Annotated in this window: 19 protein-coding genes; 11 read left to right on the forward strand and 8 right to left on the reverse strand. The window is 67.3% G+C overall.

Annotated features, from left to right (window positions below):
- Positions 1–8 precede the first annotated feature (8 nt).
- The 5 genes from ACS8YF_RS09715 to rph all read right to left on the reverse strand — a co-directional run bounded on the left by ACS8YF_RS09715 (position 9) and on the right by rph (position 4,097).
- Entirely contained in the window at positions 9–1,307 is a 1,299-nt protein-coding gene (locus tag ACS8YF_RS09715) for a malic enzyme-like NAD(P)-binding protein (RefSeq protein WP_440850021.1), read from the reverse strand.
- Positions 1,308–1,413: 106 nt separating this feature from the next.
- Positions 1,414–1,602: a CPXCG motif-containing cysteine-rich protein gene (locus ACS8YF_RS09720; RefSeq protein ID WP_440850022.1), complete on the reverse strand. Its 189-nt coding sequence runs from the start codon at positions 1,600–1,602 to the stop codon at positions 1,414–1,416.
- On the reverse strand, positions 1,602–2,783 hold the full coding sequence (hemW, locus tag ACS8YF_RS09725; protein ID WP_440850023.1) for a radical SAM family heme chaperone HemW: 1,182 nt from the start codon (positions 2,781–2,783) through the stop codon (positions 1,602–1,604). Before hemW ends, ACS8YF_RS09720 begins: the two co-directional genes overlap by 1 nt.
- The gene (gene rdgB / locus ACS8YF_RS09730; protein ID WP_440850024.1) at positions 2,770–3,369 is read right to left on the reverse strand and encodes an RdgB/HAM1 family non-canonical purine NTP pyrophosphatase; all 600 of its coding nucleotides are present in this window, start codon (positions 3,367–3,369) and stop codon (positions 2,770–2,772) included. The genes hemW and rdgB overlap by 14 nt, the downstream gene beginning before the upstream one ends.
- Before the next feature lie 2 nt (positions 3,370–3,371).
- On the reverse strand, positions 3,372–4,097 hold the full coding sequence (rph, locus tag ACS8YF_RS09735) for a ribonuclease PH (RefSeq protein WP_109992344.1): 726 nt from the start codon (positions 4,095–4,097) through the stop codon (positions 3,372–3,374).
- A 161-nt stretch (positions 4,098–4,258) separates the two neighbouring features.
- Between rph and ACS8YF_RS09740 the strand changes: the two genes are divergently transcribed.
- From ACS8YF_RS09740 to recG, 6 genes are all read left to right on the forward strand, one after another.
- Positions 4,259–5,122 carry a YicC/YloC family endoribonuclease gene (locus ACS8YF_RS09740; protein ID WP_440850025.1) on the forward strand — a complete coding sequence of 288 codons (864 nt, stop codon included), beginning with the start codon at positions 4,259–4,261 and terminating at the stop codon, positions 5,120–5,122.
- Positions 5,119–5,712: a guanylate kinase gene (gene gmk / locus ACS8YF_RS09745; protein ID WP_440850026.1), complete on the forward strand. Its 594-nt coding sequence runs from the start codon at positions 5,119–5,121 to the stop codon at positions 5,710–5,712. Before ACS8YF_RS09740 ends, gmk begins: the two co-directional genes overlap by 4 nt.
- A 65-nt stretch (positions 5,713–5,777) precedes the next feature.
- Entirely contained in the window at positions 5,778–6,089 is a 312-nt protein-coding gene (gene rpoZ / locus ACS8YF_RS09750; RefSeq protein WP_440850027.1) for a DNA-directed RNA polymerase subunit omega, read from the forward strand.
- Positions 6,090–6,187: 98 nt separating this feature from the next.
- Complete coding sequence (locus ACS8YF_RS09755) at positions 6,188–8,347, forward strand: RelA/SpoT family protein (protein ID WP_440850028.1); 2,160 nt, start codon at positions 6,188–6,190, stop codon at positions 8,345–8,347.
- A gap of 113 nt (positions 8,348–8,460) precedes the next feature.
- Positions 8,461–8,853, forward strand: coding sequence for a RidA family protein (locus tag ACS8YF_RS09760; RefSeq protein WP_440850029.1), 393 nt, complete (start codon positions 8,461–8,463; stop codon positions 8,851–8,853).
- Positions 8,831–10,957, forward strand: coding sequence for an ATP-dependent DNA helicase RecG (gene recG / locus ACS8YF_RS09765; RefSeq protein ID WP_440850030.1), 2,127 nt, complete (start codon positions 8,831–8,833; stop codon positions 10,955–10,957). Before ACS8YF_RS09760 ends, recG begins: the two co-directional genes overlap by 23 nt.
- Positions 10,958–10,979: 22 nt before the next feature.
- On the opposite strand, the gene corA is transcribed toward recG, so the two are convergent.
- Together corA and ACS8YF_RS09775 are read right to left on the reverse strand one after the other, a co-directional pair.
- On the reverse strand, positions 10,980–12,065 hold the full coding sequence (gene corA, locus ACS8YF_RS09770) for a magnesium/cobalt transporter CorA (RefSeq protein WP_440850031.1): 1,086 nt from the start codon (positions 12,063–12,065) through the stop codon (positions 10,980–10,982).
- A 70-nt stretch (positions 12,066–12,135) separates the two neighbouring features.
- Entirely contained in the window at positions 12,136–12,843 is a 708-nt protein-coding gene (locus ACS8YF_RS09775; RefSeq protein WP_440850032.1) for a double zinc ribbon domain-containing protein, read from the reverse strand.
- A gap of 67 nt (positions 12,844–12,910) precedes the next feature.
- Here ACS8YF_RS09775 and bioB point away from each other — a divergent pair, with 67 nt between their 5' ends.
- From bioB to cyoE, 5 genes are all read left to right on the forward strand, one after another.
- Positions 12,911–13,948 (forward strand): biotin synthase BioB, encoded by a 1,038-nt coding sequence (gene bioB / locus ACS8YF_RS09780; protein ID WP_440850033.1) that lies wholly within the window; start codon positions 12,911–12,913, stop codon positions 13,946–13,948.
- An 18-nt stretch (positions 13,949–13,966) separates the two neighbouring features.
- Positions 13,967–15,163 (forward strand): 8-amino-7-oxononanoate synthase, encoded by a 1,197-nt coding sequence (gene bioF, locus ACS8YF_RS09785; protein WP_440850034.1) that lies wholly within the window; start codon positions 13,967–13,969, stop codon positions 15,161–15,163.
- Between the two features lie 43 nt (positions 15,164–15,206).
- Positions 15,207–15,899 carry a dethiobiotin synthase gene (gene bioD / locus ACS8YF_RS09790; RefSeq protein ID WP_440850035.1) on the forward strand — a complete coding sequence of 231 codons (693 nt, stop codon included), beginning with the start codon at positions 15,207–15,209 and terminating at the stop codon, positions 15,897–15,899.
- Between the two features lie 218 nt (positions 15,900–16,117).
- Positions 16,118–16,861, forward strand: coding sequence for an SURF1 family protein (locus tag ACS8YF_RS09795; RefSeq protein WP_440850036.1), 744 nt, complete (start codon positions 16,118–16,120; stop codon positions 16,859–16,861).
- A gap of 596 nt (positions 16,862–17,457) precedes the next feature.
- Positions 17,458–18,372, forward strand: coding sequence for a heme o synthase (gene cyoE / locus ACS8YF_RS09800; RefSeq protein ID WP_440850037.1), 915 nt, complete (start codon positions 17,458–17,460; stop codon positions 18,370–18,372).
- A gap of 23 nt (positions 18,373–18,395) precedes the next feature.
- On the opposite strand, the gene ACS8YF_RS09805 is transcribed toward cyoE, so the two are convergent.
- On the reverse strand, positions 18,396–18,743 hold the full coding sequence (locus ACS8YF_RS09805; protein WP_440850038.1) for a YqcC family protein: 348 nt from the start codon (positions 18,741–18,743) through the stop codon (positions 18,396–18,398).
- Positions 18,744–18,874 lie beyond the last annotated feature (131 nt).

Genomic DNA, 18,874 nt, shown 5'->3' on the forward strand with positions numbered 1-18,874 from the left:
AGGGCTCCCTACCGATCGGATACATCGATCGCGGGCTGCGGGTAATGCGAAGGGTATTCAATGCGTGCCACGCCGGTTTCCACCGCGGCGGCGGCAACCGCCGGCGGTACGAAATCGATCAGGCGCGGGTCGAACGGGCTGGGGACGATATAGTCCGGCCCGAACGACATGCTGTCCTGGCTGTGCGCTTCCAGCACCGTATTGGGCACCGGGCGGCGGGCGAGTTCGCCCATGGCGCGCGCGGCGGCGACGCACATCTGCATGTTGATGCGTCGCGCGCGCACGTCCAATGCGCCGCGGAAGATATAGGGAAAGCCCAGCACGTTATTGATCTGGTTCGGATAATCCGAGCGGCCGGTGGCCATGATCAGGTCGTCGCGCACGGACTTGGCATCTTCCGGCAAGATCTCGGGGTTCGGATTGGACAGCGCGAACACGACCGGTCGGGGCGGCATGGACGCGATCTGCGCCCTGGATACCGTGTCCGGCCCGGACACGCCGATGAACACGTCGGCGATCGCCATGACGTCATCGACCGTGCGCTTGTCGGTCCGGGTGGCGAATTTGGCCTTGTATTTCGACAGATCATCGCGGCCGTCGTGGATCACGCCCTTGCTGTCGCACATGTAGATGTGCTCTTGGGTCACGCCCATCTCGATCAGCAGATTCATCGAGGCAATGGCCGCCGCGCCCGCGCCCATGCACACGATCCTGGCGTCGGCGAGCTTCTTGTCCTGCAGTTCCAGCGCGTTGATCAGGCCGGCGGCGACGATGATCGCGGTGCCGTGCTGGTCATCATGGAACACCGGAATATCCAGGCGCTCGATCAGCGCGTTCTCGATCTCGAAACATTCAGGGGCGGCAATGTCTTCCAGGTTGATGCCGCCGAAGGTCGGCGCGATACGCGTGACCGTCTCGATCATGGCCTCGGCGGTATCGGCGTCGACCTCGATGTCGAATACATCGACATCGGCGAATTTCTTGAACAGGACGGCCTTGCCTTCCATCACCGGCTTGCTGGCCAGTGCGCCCGTATTGCCCAGGCCCAGTACCGCAGTGCCGTTGGAAATCACCGCGACCAGATTACCCTTGGAGGTATAGCGGTAGGCGTCTTCCGGGTTGTCGCGAATCGCCTTGACCGGCTCCGCCACGCCCGGCGTATAAGCCAGCGAGAGTTCGCCGTAGGTCGTGAACGGTTTGGTTACCGATATACCCAGCTTCCCCGGTTTGGGGCGGGCGTGGTAATCCAGAGCTTCCTGTTTACGTGAATATTCGGCCATGTAGCCCAATTGGTTGTTCTGCGGCATTGCACGCGCGGGACCGCGCGTGCGCACAGCGAATGACGGTCGAGTATAGACGGCGGTCCGCGTTGCAGCCAGCCGCCAGCCCTCGTCTCATGCCTGGGTGCCGAAACTATACGTTTTCCGGCTCGGCGTCGACATGATCCAGTATGCCCGCGTTGTCGATCGCGATTGTAAGCACGATCGGCTGGCAGCAGACGAAACAATCCTCGACGTAGCGCTGATTGCCGGCGGTGGTGTCCACCACGATGGTGATGGTTTCGCCGCAGTACGGACACACTAAGCTGGGTTCGTCGATCATCAAAGCAGCTCGGCAAGAATGGTGTCGAGAAAATACCAGCCGTGATCGCTGGCGCGCAGCGTTTCGGCATCGGCCACGAGCAACCGCCGGTTGATCGGCTCGGCCAGCGTCGTCAGCAGTTGTGCCCATGCCAGGCCGGTACGTGCTTCGTATTCCGGGCGGATGAGGCCGTGGCGTCGACGCAGGCCGTTGAGCAATGCTTCGAAGCGGGCATCCTCGGGCGTCAGATGGCGGGTCTCGGTGATCGCGGCGGGGGAGCCGGCGGACTTCATGTAGCCGGCCGGCCAGCGCTGGCGCGCGGTACGTACGATCGTGCCGTCGCCCAGCGTCTGCTTGCCGTGGGCGCCGGCGCCGATCGCCAGATAGTCGCCGAAGCGCCAGTAGTTGTCGTTGTGCCGACAACGGTGGTCGCCGCCCCAGGCGGAAACCTCGTACTGGGTATAACCGGCGCCGCGCAGGCGTTCGGCGGCGGCTTCGAACAGGTCCGCGACCCGGTCGTCGTCGGGGCGTGGGGGCGGCCGCCGGTGAAACGGTGTGCCGGGTTCCAGCGTCAGCTGATAATAGGAAATATGGCCCGGATCCCGGGCCAGCAGCGTGTCGATGTCGGCCAGGCCGGAGGCCGGGGTCTGGCCCGGCAGGCCGAACATGAGATCGCAGTTGAGCCGCTCGATGCCGGCGGCCTGGACATCGGCGATGGCGGCCAGCGCCTCGCCGGGGCCGTGGATGCGTCCGAGCGCGGCCAGGCAATCGGCATCCAGACTCTGCACACCCAGCGAGATGCGGTTCACGCCGGCCGCGGCCATATCCACGAAGCGGCTGCGCTCCGTGGTGCCGGGGTTGGCCTCGAGCGTGATCTCGCAATCCGCGGCCAGCCCCAGGCGCCGGTCCAGGGCGTCGAGCACCCGCCCGATCGCGGCTCCGGAGAACAGGCTGGGCGTGCCGCCGCCGATGAATACGCTGGTGATCGGGCGGGTCTCGTCGGCGGCGGCGAGCCGCCAGTCCGCGAGCAATGCATCGATATAGGCCGATTCCGGCAACTCCGCGGGCGCCCGATGCGAATTGAAGTCGCAGTACGGGCATTTGGCCACGCACCACGGCAGATGTACGTACACCGCCAGCGGGGTGGCCGCGGCATCGCCGCGAGCCCGTGGGGTCTGCGATGCGGTTTCAGCGACGTTCACGAAACCGGTCGATAAGGGCCGCCATGGCGCGGCCGCGATGGCTGACGGCGTTCTTTCGATCGGCGGTCAGTTCCGCCGCGCTCGCATTTTCTTCGGTCGCCCAGAACAACGGATCGTAGCCGAAGCCGCCGTCGCCGCGGGGGGCGGACAGAATTTTGCCGCGCCACACGCCCTGGGCGATCACCGGCACCGGATCGTCGGCCGCCCGGGTCGCCACCAGGCAGCAATGGAAGGCGGCGCCCCGCCCGGCGTCCGGCACGCCGGCCAGTGCTTCGAGCAGCGCGGCGTTGTTGGCCGCGTCGTCGCCGTGGATGCCGGCAAAGCGTGCCGAGCGGATGCCCGGGGCGCCGCCCAGATAATCCACCGCCAGGCCGGAGTCGTCGGCGATCGCCGGCAGGCCGGTCGCCGCTGCGGCATGACGCGCCTTGATCAGGGCATTGTCGACGAAGGCGACGCCGTCCTCGACGGCATCCGGGACGTCGAATGCCGCCTGGGATACGACTTCGATGTCGAGTTCCGCCAGCAGCGCGGCCAGCTCGCTGAGCTTGCCGGGGTTGGCGGATGCGAGAACCCAGCGTTCGGTCATGCTCAGCCCTCGGCCAGCGCGGCGCTCTGGATTTCGATCAATTCGCCGATACCTTTCTGGGCGTGGCCGATCAGCGCGTCGAGCTCGCCGCGGGCGAAGGCATGGCCCTCGGCCGTGCCCTGCAGCTCGATGAAACCGCCGGCCTCGTTCATCACCACATTCATGTCGGTCTCGGCCTGGCTGTCTTCGGCGTAGTCGAGATCGAGCACCGGCGCGCCGGCATAGATGCCGACCGACACCGCCGCCAGCTGGCCGTGCAGGGGGCTGGATTTCAGCTTGCCGTCGGCCACCAGTCGGTTCATTGCATCCACCAGGGCGACATAGCCGCCGGTGATCGAGGCCGTACGGGTGCCGCCGTCGGCCTGGATCACGTCGCAGTCGATCGTCACCGAACGCTGGCCGAGCGCTTTCAGGTCCATCACCGCACGCAGGCTGCGTCCGATCAGGCGCTGGATCTCGATCGTGCGCCCGCCTTGTTTGCCGCGTGCGGCCTCGCGCCCGTTGCGACTGCCGGTCGCGCCCGGCAGCATGCCGTATTCGGCCGTCAGCCAGCCCGAGTCGGTGCCGCGCAGCCACGGCGGTATGCGCTCTTCGACGCTGGCGGTGCAGATCACGCGGGTGTCGCCGAACGACACCAGTACCGAACCGGCCGCGTGCTTGGTGAAATGGCGCTGGATGGTCACGTCACGGAGCTGGTCGGCGGCGCGGCCGCTGGGTCGGTTGATCAAGTTCGCCTCGTGAGGGTTTGGGTGGAATAGCCCGCTAGTGTATCAGCGCCCGCGCCTGTCGCGCCGGCCGGCAACGCGCACCGGTCGCGCCCGGGGCGGGTGCCGGCTATGCGATACTGCGCGCCATTCGGCGACCACAAGCAATCGATCAAGGCACGCGTATGACCCGCAGCATGACCGGATTCGCACGCCGCGAGGCCCAGGGCGAGTGGGGCGAACTCGTCTGGGAGCTGCGCAGCGTCAATCACCGCTATCTCGATGTATCCGCCCGCCTGCCCGAGCCCTTGCGCGCACTCGAGCCCGCCATCCGCGAGCAAGTGGGCCAGTATGTCGGCCGCGGCAAGGTGGAGGTGACTGCCCGGTTGGCGACCGCCCGCCCGGACCAGTCGATCGAGATCGATAGCGAGCGTCTGGCCGCGGTGTCCGCCGCGGTCGATACCGTGCGCTCGAGCGTGATCGATTGCCGGGCGCCGGACGCACTGCAGCTGCTGACGTTTTCCGGCGTCCAGAAAGAGATCGAGCCGGACACCGAAACGCTGCAGGCCGCGGCGCTGGAATCGCTGAACACGGCGCTCGCCGATCTGCGCGACATGCGCGCGGCCGAAGGGGCGCGTCTGGCGGATATGCTGGTGACCCGGGCCGACGCGATCGGGCAACACGCCCAGGCGGTGCGCCGTCGTGTGCCCGATGTGCGGGCCGAGCAGGCCGACAAGCTGCGTGCCCGGCTCGCCGAGATGGACATCGAGGCCGATCCGGCTCGGGTCGAAACCGAGCTGGTCATGGCGGCCCAGCGCATGGACGTGGCCGAGGAACTGGATCGGCTGGGCGCGCACATCGAGGCGCTCAAGCATGCCCTGACGCGCGACGAACCGATCGGGCGCCGGCTGGATTTCCTGATGCAGGAGTTCAATCGCGAGGCCAACACGCTCGGCTCGAAGTCGGTCGATGCCGAGGTCACCGGGCACGCGGTGGAAATGAAGGTGCTCATCGAGCAGATGCGCGAACAGGTGCAGAACATCGAATGACCGTGGCAAATCACACCGATAACCGGGCCGGCCGGCTGTATGTCATCTCCGCGCCGTCCGGTGGCGGCAAGACCAGCCTGACGCGTGCCGTGATCGCGCGCCTCGGCGAGGGCGGGCGCATCGCCCGCTTCTCCGTGTCGTACACCACGCGCGCCGCGCGCGCCGGCGAGGTCGACGGCGTGGACTATCACTTCGTCACGCGCGAGGTGTTCGAGGCCATGATCGCCCGCGGCGAATTCCTGGAATATGCACGCGTGTTCGATCGTTATTACGGCACGTCGGCCGCCGAGACCGAACGCTGGCTCGACGCCGGCCAGGACGTGGTGCTGGACATCGACTGGCAGGGCGCGGCCCAGGTTCGCGAGCGCGCGCCGCAGGCCGTGACCATCTTCATCCGGCCGCCGTCGCGGCAAGAACTGGAACGGCGCCTGCGGGCCCGCGGCTCGGAGGACGAGGCCGCGATCCAGCGTCGACTGGCCGAGGCCGACGACGAACTCGCCCACGCCGACGATTACGACTATCAGATCGTCAACGACCGCTTCGAGCGGGCGCTGGACGAATTGACCCGGATATTCGAGCGCACCGCCTGATTGCGCTGGCTGCGAACAACTCGAATCGTTATACTGCCCGATTGCGCTAGAAATGCGAGGTACCCATGGCGCGCGTTACCGTTGAAGATTGTCTCGAACACGTCGACAACAAGTTCGAACTGGCGACCATCGCGTCCAAGCGGGCTCGGCAGCTCGCGCGCGGCGCGCACTCCCAGCTGGACTGGGAGGACGACAAGCCCTCCGTGCTCGCGCTGCGCGAGATCGCGGAAGGCCTGATCAGCCGCGACATCCTGAAAGAACCGGATCTGCCGCCCATGTCGTCGAGTATGGAAGCGCCGCGCCCGGCCGAGCCCGGCGAGGAAGATTTCCAGGCCGATGAAAGACGCGGCGCGAAGAAGGCCGGCGCCGACGAGTGACGACAGCGCGGGCCGGGCGTGCCACGGCGCGCGCCCGGCCGCTCGCGGCCTGCGCCGCAAGGCTCGCCAGCCCCGCGCAATCAAAGTAATCTGAGGCCATGGAACTGAATGGCCTGACACGTATCCAGAGCAAGATCCGCACCTCGCGCATATCGCGCGAGTACGGCATCGATGCGCTCGCCGAGCATCTGGAAACCTATCTGCCCGCCGAGCAGATTGCCCAGGTCCGATCGGCCTACGAATACGGTGAGCGCCAGCATCGCGGCCAGTTCCGCAAGACCGGCGAACCCTACATCTACCATCCGCTGGCGGTCGCCCGCATTCTGGCCAACATGCGCCTGGATGCCACCACCCTGATGGCGGCGATCCTGCACGACGTGATCGAGGATACCGACGCCGCGCGCGACGAGGTCGCGCAGCGCTTCGGTGCCGAAGTGGCCGCGCTCGTCGACGGCGTATCCAAGCTGGACAAGGCCCAGTTCCGCAGCCGCGAGCAGGCCACCGCCGAGAGCTTCCGCAAGCTCATGCTGGCGATGACGCACGATATCCGCGTGATCCTGGTCAAGCTCGCCGACCGCCTGCACAACATGCGCACGCTCGGCGGCATGAGCCCGAAGAAACGCGCCCTCATCGCGCGCGAGACGCTCGATATCTATGCGCCGATCGCGCGCCGGCTGGGCATCAACAGCATGCGCGAGGAGCTCGAGGAGAAGGGCTTTGCCAATCTCTATCCGCGGCGCTACGAGGTGCTGCTGCGGGCCTCGCGCTCGATTACCGGCGATCGGCGCAGCCTGCTGCGCGAGATCGAGGAAAACCTCTCGCGTGCGGTCGCCGCCGAGGGGCTGACGGCCGCGGTCCGGGGCCGGCGCAAGAATCTGTACAGCATCTATCGCAAGATGCGCGAGAAGCATCGACGTTTTCTCGATGTCTTCGATCTGTACGGCGTCCGCGTGATCGTGAACACGGTCGATGAATGCTATCGCGTGCTCGGCATCGTGCATCATCGTTATCGGCCGATTTCCGAGCAGTTCAACGACTACATCGCCAACCCCAAGCTCAACGGCTATCAATCGCTGCATACCACGGTGCTGGCGCGTGGCGGCCTCAAGTTCGAGGTTCAGATCCGAACCCGCGAGATGGATCAGATCGCCGAATCGGGCATCGCGGCACACTGGCAATACAAGCTGGGCGAATCGGTCGGCAAGCTCGGCAATCTGGATACCAGCGCCTGGCTCGGCCATCTCGCGGAGATGACCGAGGGCGAGCGGGACTCGCTGGCCTTCGTCGACAACCTGCGCCTGGACCTGTTCCCCGACGAGGTCTACGTGTTCACGCCCAAGGGCCAGATCATCCAGCTGGCCAAGGGCTCGACCTGCGTCGACTTCGCCTATGCGGTGCATACCGAGCTCGGCAACCGCTGTGTGGCGGCCCGTGTCGATGGTCACCTGGCGCCGTTGAACAACAAGCTGAAGTCGGGCCAGACGGTCGAGATCATCACCGCCAAGCATGCGCGGCCGAACGCGGCCTGGCTGCATTTCCTGCGCACCGGCAAGGCACGCTCGGGGGTGCGCAGCTATCTGAAGAACCAGCGCGAGGACAAGGCGCGCGAACTCGGCGAGCGTCTGCTGGAAAAATCGCTATCCGATCTCGGCCTGTCGCTGCGGCGGCTGTCGCGCAGCGATATCGATCGCGGCCTGGCCGAGATGGGCGAAGCCAGTCTGCCGGCGCTGTATGCGGCCATAGGGCTCGGCCGGCGGCTGGCGCCGCTGGTGGCCCGGCATTTCCTGGCCAGCGATGCCCCGGTGGCGGCCGGCAAGCGCGCCAAGCCGTTGGCGGTGCAGGGCACCGAGGGCCTGGTTGTGGAGTTCGCCAAGTGCTGTCATCCGGTGCCGGGTGACGCGATCCACGGCCAGGCGAGCGTCGGCCGCGGACTGGTGGTGCACCGCACCGGTTGCGCCTATTCGTCGCGCAAGGGCGCGTCCAATGATCGCGTGGAGCTGACCTGGGCCGACAACGTGTCCGGCGACTACGACGTGGAACTGCGGGTGACCGCGTCCAACGAGCGCGGATTGCTGGCCAACATTTCATCGCGTATTGCCGACGGGGAATGCAGTATCGAGAACGTCAATTTCCCCGAGCGCGGCGGTGCGCTGGTGACGATTCGATTCCTGATCGGCGTTCGCGACCGCCAGCATCTGGCCAGCGTCATACGGCGCATTCGCCGTATCCCGCAGGTGGAAAAGGTCGAGCGCAGCTGACCCGCGCCGGTCGACACGTCGGGGCCGGTCGACGAAAACACACGCTGACGTCTGGGCCGAAACGAAATGCTGTGTAAAAATACAGTGTCTTTTTTTACCATCGCGGAGTCGCCATGCAGCCGATCAACCAGCAGATCATCCACACCGAGAACGCCCCGGCGGCGATTGGGCCGTATTCCCAGGCCGTGAGCGCCAACGGCACGATCTTCGTCTCCGGGCAGATTCCGCTCGACCCGGCAACCGGCGAGCTGGTCGACGGCGATTTCAAGGCCCAGGTCGAGCAGGTTTTCGACAATCTGACCGCGATCGCCGAAGCCGCGGGCACGACCCTGGCCAATGCGGTGCGCATCGGCATCTATCTGACCGACATGGATCAGTTTGCCGTGGTCAACGAAGTCATGAAGGCGCGTTTCAACGCGCCGTATCCGGCGCGTGCGGCCATCGGTGTGGCCGCCCTGCCCAAGAATGCGGCCGTCGAGGCGGATGCCATCCTCGTCGCCGATTAGGGCCGCCTCGCCACCGCAATCGGCGGCCGCGCCGGCGGCCACCGCCAGCGTCAGACGGCTGGCCGGCGTCGGCCCCAAGCTGGCAGATCGGCTGGCCGGCCTCGGCATCGTCTCGATTGGCGATGTCCTGCTGCACCGCCCGTTGCGCTACGAGGACAGAAGCCGGATCACGCCGGTGCTCGAACTCGCGCCCGGGCGGGCGGCGCTGGCGGTGGTTCGTGTCGAATCCGCCGAGGTCCGGATGGGCCGGCGGCGCAGCCTGCTCGTGACCACATCGGACGGCGCCGGGCGGCTGTGGCTGCGGTTCTTTCATTTCGGCCCGGCACAACAGGCGCGGCTGGCGCCGGGCACGTGGCTGCGCGTCTACGGCGAGCCGCGCGGTGGCGCCTACGGCCCGGAAATGGTGCACCCGGAAACCGAGGTCGTGGCCGATGCCGCGGCCGGGCATGATTTCGTGCCATCGTTCACCCCCGTGTATCCGGCGACCGCGGGGGTGACCCAGAATCGTCTGCGTGACCTGGTCGGACAGGCGTTGACGCTGATCGAGCGGCCCGACTTCTGGCCCGAGGGGCTGCCGGCGGGCCTCGCCGGACCGGCGCTGGCCCTATCGGCGGCCGAAGCCCTGCGCCGGATCCACGCGCCGCCGCCCGGCACCGATCTGGCGGCCCTGGCCGATGGCCGCGACGCCGCCTGTCGGCGCCTGGCGTTCGAGGAGCTGCTCGGCCACCAGCTGGCGCTCCGGTCGCGGCGCAAGCAGATTCGCAGCGACCGGGCGCCCGCCATGCGCGAAGCCGGGCGCGGCCTGGCGCCGTTATTCGAAGGCCTCGGTTTCGCGCCGACCGCCGCGCAGCGCCGGGTGATCGGCGAGATTCTGGCCGATATGGCGGCGGCTTCGCCGATGCTGCGGCTGGTGCAGGGCGATGTCGGTTCGGGCAAGACGGTGGTCGCCGCCGCGGCGCTGCTCACCGCCGTCGACAACGGCTGGCAGGGCGCCTTCATGGCGCCCACCGAATTGCTGGCCGAACAGCATCACGGCGCCTTGTCGCGCTGGCTGGAACCGCTCGGCGTGCCGGTCTGGCTGATCACCGGCAAGCGCAAGAAGGATGAACAGATCGTCGCCGCGATCGCGGCCGGCACGCCGGGCGTTGCGGTCGGCACCCATGCGTTGTTCCAGAGCGCGGTCGAGTTTGGCCGGCTGGGTCTGGCGGTGATCGACGAGCAGCACCGCTTCGGCGTCGACCAGCGTCTGGCGCTGCGCAACAAGGCCGGCTCCGGGCGCACCACGGCGCATCAGTTGATCATGACGGCGACCCCGATCCCGCGCACACTCGCGATGAGCGCCTATGCTGATCTGGATACCTCGGTTATCGACGAGTTGCCGCCCGGGCGCACGCCGATCACGACCGTGGCCATCCCGAACACCCGCCGTAATGAAGTGATCGCCCGTATCGGCGATGCCGTGGCCGAGGGCCGGCAGGTGTACTGGGTCTGCACCCTGATCGAGACCTCGCACAAACTCGAGGCCCAGGCCGCGGAAGCGGCGGCCGAGTCGCTCTCGGAAGCGCTCGACGGCGCCCGTGTCTCGCTGGTTCACGGGCGCATGAAGGCCGCCGACAAGGCCCGTGCGATGACGGCCTTCAAGGACGGGCGCATCGATATCCTGGTGGCGACCACGGTCATCGAGGTGGGCGTGGACGTGCCCAACGCCTCGCTCATGATCATCGAGAATGCCGAGCGGCTCGGGCTGGCCCAGCTGCATCAACTGCGCGGGCGGGTCGGGCGCGGCACGGTGGCCAGCCACTGCGTGCTGCTCTACCAGGGGCCGCTGTCGGATACCGCCCGCGCGCGGCTCGCGGCACTGCGCAAGACTTCCGACGGCTTCGCCATCGCCCGCGCCGACCTGGAACTGCGCGGCCCGGGCGAAGTGCTGGGTACGCGCCAGACCGGCGCCCAGGCCTTCCGTATCGCCGATCTGGTGCGCGATGCCGATCTCGCCGAATCGGCGCTCGGCCTGGCTGACGACGTGCTCGCCTATCACCCGCGCGAGGCCGATATCCTGATTGCACGCTGGACCCAGGCCGCTGCGGCCTATGCGCGGGTGTAGTCTGGCGGCCGAGCGATACGCGCTAGACCCAGCGCTTGCGCTTGAAGTAGATGAGCATGCCGATTACCAGCATCAGCATCACCCCCAACAGCACGGGGTAGCCGTAGGCGAACGACAGTTCCGGCATGTTCCAGGGCGACTTGGTGTCGAAGTTCATGCCGTATACGCCGACGATGAACGACAACGGCATGAACACGGTCGCGATCAGCGTGAGTACCCGCATCACGTCGTTGAGTCGGGTCGAGGCCAGCGACAGATGCGTGTCGAGCAGAGATCGGGCGGTGTCGTAATAGCCGTCGGTGAGATCGACCACGCGCTTGGCGTGATCCTGTACGTCGCGAAAGTACGGACGGTTGTCGTCGTGGATGAGAGAGTGCTCGAGGCTGATCCAGCGTACGAGTAACTCGTTCTGTGAAATCAGCACCTTGCGCATGCCGATCAAGCGGCGTCGCAGATCGTGGATGACGCTGATCAGATCATTCTTGCGGTCTTCGAAGATCCGGTCCTCCAGGTCTTCGAGCTGGTCGTGATAACCCGCCAGCACGGCGAAACCGGAATCGACCACGACATCGGCCAGACAATAGCCGAGATAATCCGACTCGGCGCGGGCGATGCGCCCGTGGGCGGCATGAATACGCTCGCGTACGGGGGCGAACACATCGTGATCGCCGGCATGAAAACTGAGCACGAAGTCCTGGCCGATGAACACGCTGACCTGCTGGAAGACCACGTCGTCGGCATCCATGTGGGGCAGTGCAAGCGTGGCGAACAGGGTATTGCGGTAAGCGTCGAGCTTGGGCCGCTGGCCGTTGTTGAGCACGTCTTCCAGCGCCAGCGGATGCAGCGAGAAATCCGTTCCCAGGCGCGCCAGTTGGGCCGCGGTCACGTCGCCCTCGAAGTGCAGCCAGGTCAGTTTATGGTCGCTTTGGGTCACCGGCGCCAGCGCCTTGTCCAACTGATCCTCGCAACGCTCGATGGCGCCGCCGGACCCGCCGAAGTCCATACGGTAGATCAGCAGTTTGCCGATCCGGTTCTCGGGCGCCGGGTCCACGAGTGAGCCGGGGCGGCGGCCGGGCGAGGGGCGATGAGACAACAGATAACCGAGCATGGCGAACAACGGTGCGGGCGTTGGCCGCTCAGTTAATCGCAGGCATTGCCGGGCGGCAAGCCCGATGGCCTCAGGCACGGGCCACGCAGTACACCTCGACCGCGCTCGCCCCGGCAGCCCGGGCCGCGCGCGCCATCGCGCGGGCGGTGCGCGTGGTGGTCATGACATCGTCGACGATGGCGACGCGGCGCCCGCCGAGATCGCGCCGGGCGGCAAAGGCGTGGCGCACGTTGGCCGCGCGCTGTGCGGCGTCAAGCGTGCTCTGGCGCGGCGTATCGCGCAGTCGTTCGAACGCGTCCCGTTCGAGTGGCCAGTCCAGCCGGCGGGCCAGATGGGCGGCGATGCGCTCGGCCTGGTTGAAGCCCCGGCGACGAAACGCGGCCGGATGTAACGGCACGGGGGCGATCAGATCGGGCGGGCACGGGTGCTCGGCCGCGACGCGCTCGGCCAGCAGCTCGCCGAGTACGCGGGCATGGGCCAGTTGCCGACGATATTTCAGGCCGCCGATCATCCAGGCGATCGGCTGGCGATAATGAAAAGCGGCCAAGGCATGATCGAACCGGGGCCGGCGCGCACAGGCCGCGCACACGCGCGAGGACGCGGACGGCGCGACAGCGATCGCGCAGTACCGGCATTGCGCGTCGAGCACCGGCAACTCGCCACGGCAGCCCGCGCACAGCCCGGCGTCGGCACCGATGGGCGCCGCGCAGACCGGGCAACGCGGTGCGAGCCAGGCCGATCGGGCGCTTTGTAACCAGTGGTAAAGGAATGAAGTCATTCGGGGTTGACGGCTGGTGGCGGCTGCATAAAGCTGTGAGCGCTGCATCCTTGAAGGCCATCCTGCCATGACCGATACCACCGGAGCCGGCGCATTGCGCCACGACTGGACTCGCGCCGAAGTCGAGACCCTGTTCGCGCTCGACTTTCCCGCACTGATGCACCGCGCGCAGGGGGCGCACCGGGCGCATTTCGATGCGCGCGATGTGCAGCTCTCCACGCTGTTGTCGATCAAGACCGGCGCCTGCCCGGAAGACTGCGCCTATTGCCCGCAAAGCGTGCGGTTCGCCACCGGGCTTGACCGCGAGGCCTTGTTGCCGACCGCGCAAGTGGTTGATGCCGCCAAACGGGCCCGGGCGGCCGGCGCGACGCGTTTCTGCATGGGTGCGGCCTGGCGCAGCCCGAAGGACAAGGATCTGGCGAAGGTCATCGAGATGGTGGAGGCGGTCAAGGCCGAAGGGCTGGAGACCTGCGTCACGCTGGGCATGCTCAAGGCGCGCCAGGCCGAAGCGCTGGCCGCGGCCGGTCTCGACTACTACAACCACAATCTCGATACCTCGCCCGAGTACTACGAGCAGATCATCTCCACGCGCACCTATCAGGACCGGCTCGATACGCTGGAGCATGTGCGCGACGCCGGCCTCAAGGTCTGCTGCGGCGGTATTGTCGGCATGGGCGAGCAGCCGGGTGATCGCGCCGAGATGCTGCGTCAGCTCGCCAATCTGCCGGCGCACCCGCAGAGTGTGCCCATCAACAACCTGGTCCAGGTCGAGGGCACGCCGCTGCACGGCACCGATGCCATCGATGCGCTGGATTTCGTGCGCACGATCGCGGTGGCCCGGATCATGATGCCGGGGTCCTATGTGCGCCTGGCGGCGGGCCGCGAGGAGATGTCGGAAGCGGTGCAGACGCTGTGTTTTCTGGCCGGTGCCAATTCCATCTTCTATGGCGAGGAACTGCTGACCACGGCCAACCCTGCGCACCGCGCCGACCTGGCCCTGCTGGACAAGCTCGGCATGCGGCCCGAGGCAAGCCCCAAGTACACCGAACTGGAACCGGGGCAGGCTCCCTGCGCCGACCGGTCGCCCCAGGCCGCGCGCGTCTGAGCCGCGCGCGGGCGCACGATGACAGGATCCCTGCACCGGGTCTGCCGGCAACGCCTGGCGGCCATCGACGCCGCCGGCCGCCGGCGACGCCGGCGTGTGATCGACGGCGGACACGGCGTGCAGGTGTGCGTCGACGGCCGGCGCGCGCTCAATTTCTGCAGCAACGATTATCTCGGGCTGGTCACGGATCCGCGGCTGGCTGCCGCGCTGAGTGCTTCGGCCCGCGTTGTCGGCACCGGTTCCGGCGCCTCGCAACTCGTGACCGGCTATAACACCGAGCACGCGGCACTCGAAGCCGATCTGGCCGACTGGCTCGGGCGCGAGCGTGCGCTCGTGTTCTCGACCGGGTACGGCGCCAATGTCGGCGTGATCGCGGCCCTGCTGGGCAAGGGCGACCATATCGTCGCCGATGCGCTCAATCATGCCTCGTTGATCGATGGCAGCCGGTTGTCGGGGGCGGCCAAGCACATCTATGCGCATGGCGACGTCGCGGCGGCGGATGCCGCACTCGCCGGCGCGCGCGACGGCCATCGGCTGCTGGTTACGGATGCGGTGTTCTCCATGGACGGCGATACCGCGCCGCTGGTCGAGCTGGCGCAAGTAGCCCGGGCCCGCGATGGCTGGCTGATGGTCGACGATGCACATGGGATCGGCGTGTTCGGCCCGGACGGCGCCGGGCGTGTCGCCGAGGCGGGGCTGGACAGCGGCGCGGTGCCACTGCTCACGGGCACGCTCGGCAAATCGATCGGCGCGGCCGGCGCGTTCGTGGCCGGCGACGACGATATTATCGAAGTCATTCTGCAGACCGCGCGCTCGCTGATCTTTTCCACCGCCATGCCGGCCGCCGTCGCCGCCGCGGCCCGGACCGGGCTGTCGATCATTCGCGCCGAACCGGAACGGCGCGCGCATCTGCATGCGCTGGTCGCGCGCTTTCGCGCCCGCGCCGCCGACACCGGGTTGTCGGTTGCCGCATCCGACAGCCCGATCCAGCCTGTGATCGTGGGCGAGGAGCGCCAGGCGCTGGCGCTCAGCGACGCCTTGCTGGCACGCGGCTATCTGGTGGGCGCGATCCGTCCGCCGACAGTCGCGCCCGGCACCTCGCGCCTGCGCATCACACTGAGCGCGGCGCACGATCTTTCCGATGTCGACGGCCTGATCGACGCGCTCGCCGAGTCCTGGCAGGCGTTGTCGGGGGCCGTCGGTGCCTCGCCATGAACACGCGGCGCTTTTGGCGCCCCCGATGAGCCACGCTTGACCCATGACCGCACGCACGCTTTTCGTCACCGGCACGGATACTGAAATCGGCAAGACACGAATCGCGACCGCCATGCTGCGCGGACTGGTCGCGGCCGGGCACCGGGCGGTGGGCTACAAACCCGTGGCCAGCGGTTGCACCGTCACACCGGACGGTTTGCGCAACGACGACGCGCTGGCGCTGATGGCGGCGGGCTCGCCGGGATTCACCTACCGGGAAATCAATCCCTGCGCGTTCGAGCCGGCGATCGCACCGCATATCGCGGCCGCCGACGCGGGCACGCCGATCGCGCGCGCCACGCTGGATGCCGGCCACGCACATCTGGCCGGGCGCGCGGACTGGGTGGTGGTCGAGGGGGCCGGTGGCTGGCATGTCCCGCTTGGTGATGACTGGGATTTCGCCGACTGGGTCGCCGGTCACGGCTGGCCGACAGTGCTGGTGGTCGGCATGCGGCTGGGCTGCGTGAACCACGCGATGCTGTCCGCCCGGGCGATTGCGGCACGCACCCGGTTGCTCGGCTGGGTGGCGAATACGCTGCCGCCGCGCCAGCCGCGACTGGACGAGAACCTGTCCTGGCTGGCGTCGGCGATGCCGGCGCCGTGTCTCGCCCGGGTGCCGATGCAGCCGCCGGCCGACCATGCGATCGACCCGGGCACCTGGCTCGACCGGGCAGAACAGGCACTGTCGATGGATTGAGGCACAATAGCTGTGCTGAGGTGCGCGCCGCTTCGACCGGCCGCGCAGCGACCTGACCACCGCGGCGACCCCATGCCTTCAATGTCTGATCATTCCATGCCCGGCCCGCAGGCGGTTGGTATCGCCCGCGATGGGCGGCCTGGCTGCGACCCACGGCCATTGCGGCAGGCCGATACGGCCCGCGGTCGGGGCATGAGACGGCCCGGGTCGAGATCGACATGAATATCGGACCCTTTCGCTTTGCGCCGCCCTGGTGGGGCGTGGCCATCACGGTGATGGGGGTGGCGATCCTGTCGGGGCTCGGCGTCTGGCAGATCGAGCGCGCGCATTACAAGGAGCGCCTGGTGGCCGAGCATGCGGCCGCCCGGCGTGCCGGCCCCCGGCACCTGCACCTCGACGCCGCCGCCGTGGACGGCGGGCGCGGGCCGCGCCCTGGCTATCGTTACATCGTCAGCGGTCATTACGACGCGGCGCATCAGCTGTTGCTGTCGGATCAGGTCGAGGGCACGCGAACCGGCTATCGTGTGTGGACGCCGCTGGTGCTGGACTCGGGTGTGCGCGTCATGGTCGACCGGGGCTGGGTGCCGAAGACCGGCGACCGCAGTACGCCGAAGCCGAATCCGCAGGCGCCGGCCGGGCGGGTGACCGTCCGCGGGTACTGGCAAGGGTTTCCGCAGCCGGGTCTGCGCCTGGGTGACGATCGTCAGTGCGGCCTGACCGGCTGGCCACGGGCCCTCAATTATCCGCCGGCGGCCACCGTGCGTTGCCAGTACCGGGCGCCGGTGGCGAACGGGTTGTTGTTGCTCAACCCGAAGGCGCCGGGTGGTTTCCTGCGGGATTGGGACGAGGGCGCCATTGGCCTGCGGCCCTGGGCGCATTATGTGTATGCGTCGCAGTGGTTCCTGATGGCGGTGATCGCGCTGATTATCCTCGTTGTGGTCAACACGCGTCGCCGTGCTTGAGTACAGCGCGTGTCGGCGGGGTGACGATACTTCGCCGCGGGCCGCTGCACCGGCTGCACGATTTGGGCGATAATAGGGAAGTCTCGATTATGTACGACACTCAGCTGGCTGATTAAGCAAGAGCCTATTGTCCGCCAACGCACGCGAATGAGCGCATAAGAAGGAAGATCGAGATACGGCTGCTTCAGGTGCGCAAGCGATGGCGTCGTCGAGCCATTGACTGAACTGTGTACATAGATCAAGTCGGAGGTCATGAATGACGTCGGGCAACCGGATACGGCGAATTGCCGTATGTGATCGATGCCGGCGGTTGTGATCGGCTCGACCCGGGCGCTGCCCGCTGGCGGTCATTCGGGTCGATTTAAGTAAGAATCGACCGGCCAGTTCGATCGAGCGGTGTGCTGCCCGGCGCGCTGCATCGGCGCCGCCCCGCTGATAACCCTATGTGACACGCCATGATGATTCGCCCGCCATACCATCCGAGCCGCCGCCGGCCATGGCATCCATGCGGGCGGATAAACCCGGCAGGGCGGCAGCCGCCTTGTTACCATGGGCGTCGGCCGCCATCGCCTATGCCCAACGGAGTGCGCGCGATCATGTCTAGCTCTTCCTCCGCCGTTTACCAGCCGACGCTGTCGCAGCGGATCACGGATTACTACGAGCTGTGCAAGCCACGGGTCGTGCTGCTGATCGTGTTTACGGCGATGGTCGGCATGTTCCTGGCCACGCCCGGCATGGTGCCGATCAGCGCGCTGGTGTTCGGCACCCTCGGTATCGGCCTGATGGCGGCCTCGGCCGCCGCCGTGAACCAGATGATCGATGTGCAGGCCGATTCACGCATGAAGCGCACGCGCAAGCGGCCGCTGGTCACCGGGCATCTGGACACACGCCAGTCGGCAATCTTTGCCTTCGCCATCGGCATGGCGGGCATGGTGATTCTGCTCACGCTGGTCAATGCGTTGACGGCCTGGCTGACGTTGTTCGCGCTGGTGGGCTATGCCGGCATCTACACGCTGTATCTCAAGCGCGCCACGCCGCAGAACATCGTGATCGGCGGGGCCGCCGGGGCCGCGCCGCCGATTCTCGGCTGGGCCGCGGTCACCAACTCGGTGACCGCGCACTCGCTGGTTCTGTTCCTCATCATCTTCATCTGGACGCCGCCGCATTTCTGGGCGTTGGCGATCGAGCGGGCCAAGGAATACGCCGAAGTCGATATTCCCATGCTGCCGGTCACGCACGGCATCGAGCACACCCGTAGCCAGATTCTGGTCTACACCGTGATCCTGTTCGCGGTGTCGCTGCTGCCGTTCGCCACCGGCATGAGCGGCTGGCTGTATCTGATCTGTGCGATTGCCTTGTCCGGCTGGTTCCTGGTCTATGCCGTACGCCTGAAATGGTGGCCGAAGCCGGGCCTCGGCATGAAGACATTCGGCTATTCCATCGTCTACCTGATGGCGTTGTTCACCGCGCTGCTGGTGGATCACTACATCCCGGCGATCATCGGCTCGTAGGCTCTCGGCCGGCGCGGGCGGACTCAGTTCGCTTCGCGCGCGACCAGACGATCGAACGCCGCCAACACCTTGATGACGCGCCGCTCGGCGGGGCTGGCACCGGTGAGTTTGGCTTCTGCCATCACGGCGATGCCGCTGGCGGCCGGCAGCGGCCCGCCGGCCTCGATCAGTTCGCGCATGCGCGGCACGAAGATGAACTGCAGCCACTGGGTGAAGGCCAGGGTATCGGCGCAGAAAGGTGTTCGGCTGGCCATGGCGGCCGGGGCCGGCACCTCGTCATGCCAGAGCTGGCCGTCTCTCATGGCCTGCTCGAGGGCCAGCACGCAGTCGGCCGCCGCGGAGAGTGCGTGTGTCTCGGTGGGCGATGTCATCTTGAAAACCGATCGGATGAATGGGGCGCGGGCCTGTTCCGGTGTCGCGAGGCCCTAGGAGTCTGTCGGACTCAAGGCCGGCCTGGGATATCCTGATAAAATAGCGCAAACCAACGCTCACATTCCCGGGG

The sequence above is a fragment of the Salinisphaera sp. SWV1 genome (assembly GCF_052044155.1).
In the GTDB taxonomy this organism is placed as follows: Bacteria; Pseudomonadota; Gammaproteobacteria; order Nevskiales; family Salinisphaeraceae; genus Salinisphaera.

Excerpts from the sequence above, each read along its gene's own strand:
- rpoZ (WP_440850027.1), top strand. The coding sequence starts at position 5,778 with ATGGCGCGCGTTACCGTTGAAGATTGTCTCGAACACGTCGACAACAAG.
- ACS8YF_RS09720 (WP_440850022.1), bottom strand. The coding sequence starts at position 1,602 with ATGATCGACGAACCCAGCTTAGTGTGTCCGTACTGCGGCGAAACCATC.
- rdgB (WP_440850024.1), bottom strand. The coding sequence starts at position 3,369 with ATGACCGAACGCTGGGTTCTCGCATCCGCCAACCCCGGCAAGCTCAGC.
- ACS8YF_RS09760 (WP_440850029.1), top strand. The coding sequence starts at position 8,461 with ATGCAGCCGATCAACCAGCAGATCATCCACACCGAGAACGCCCCGGCG.
- ACS8YF_RS09740 (WP_440850025.1), top strand. The coding sequence starts at position 4,259 with ATGACCCGCAGCATGACCGGATTCGCACGCCGCGAGGCCCAGGGCGAG.
- gmk (WP_440850026.1), top strand. The coding sequence starts at position 5,119 with ATGACCGTGGCAAATCACACCGATAACCGGGCCGGCCGGCTGTATGTC.
- bioB (WP_440850033.1), top strand. The coding sequence starts at position 12,911 with ATGACCGATACCACCGGAGCCGGCGCATTGCGCCACGACTGGACTCGC.
- ACS8YF_RS09755 (WP_440850028.1), top strand. The coding sequence starts at position 6,188 with ATGGAACTGAATGGCCTGACACGTATCCAGAGCAAGATCCGCACCTCG.
- ACS8YF_RS09715 (WP_440850021.1), bottom strand. The coding sequence starts at position 1,307 with ATGCCGCAGAACAACCAATTGGGCTACATGGCCGAATATTCACGTAAA.
- ACS8YF_RS09775 (WP_440850032.1), bottom strand. The coding sequence starts at position 12,843 with ATGACTTCATTCCTTTACCACTGGTTACAAAGCGCCCGATCGGCCTGG.
- cyoE (WP_440850037.1), top strand. The coding sequence starts at position 17,458 with ATGTCTAGCTCTTCCTCCGCCGTTTACCAGCCGACGCTGTCGCAGCGG.
- ACS8YF_RS09795 (WP_440850036.1), top strand. The coding sequence starts at position 16,118 with ATGAATATCGGACCCTTTCGCTTTGCGCCGCCCTGGTGGGGCGTGGCC.
- bioF (WP_440850034.1), top strand. The coding sequence starts at position 13,967 with ATGACAGGATCCCTGCACCGGGTCTGCCGGCAACGCCTGGCGGCCATC.
- corA (WP_440850031.1), bottom strand. The coding sequence starts at position 12,065 with ATGCTCGGTTATCTGTTGTCTCATCGCCCCTCGCCCGGCCGCCGCCCC.
- recG (WP_440850030.1), top strand. The coding sequence starts at position 8,831 with ATGCCATCCTCGTCGCCGATTAGGGCCGCCTCGCCACCGCAATCGGCG.
- ACS8YF_RS09805 (WP_440850038.1), bottom strand. The coding sequence starts at position 18,743 with ATGACATCGCCCACCGAGACACACGCACTCTCCGCGGCGGCCGACTGC.
- bioD (WP_440850035.1), top strand. The coding sequence starts at position 15,207 with ATGACCGCACGCACGCTTTTCGTCACCGGCACGGATACTGAAATCGGC.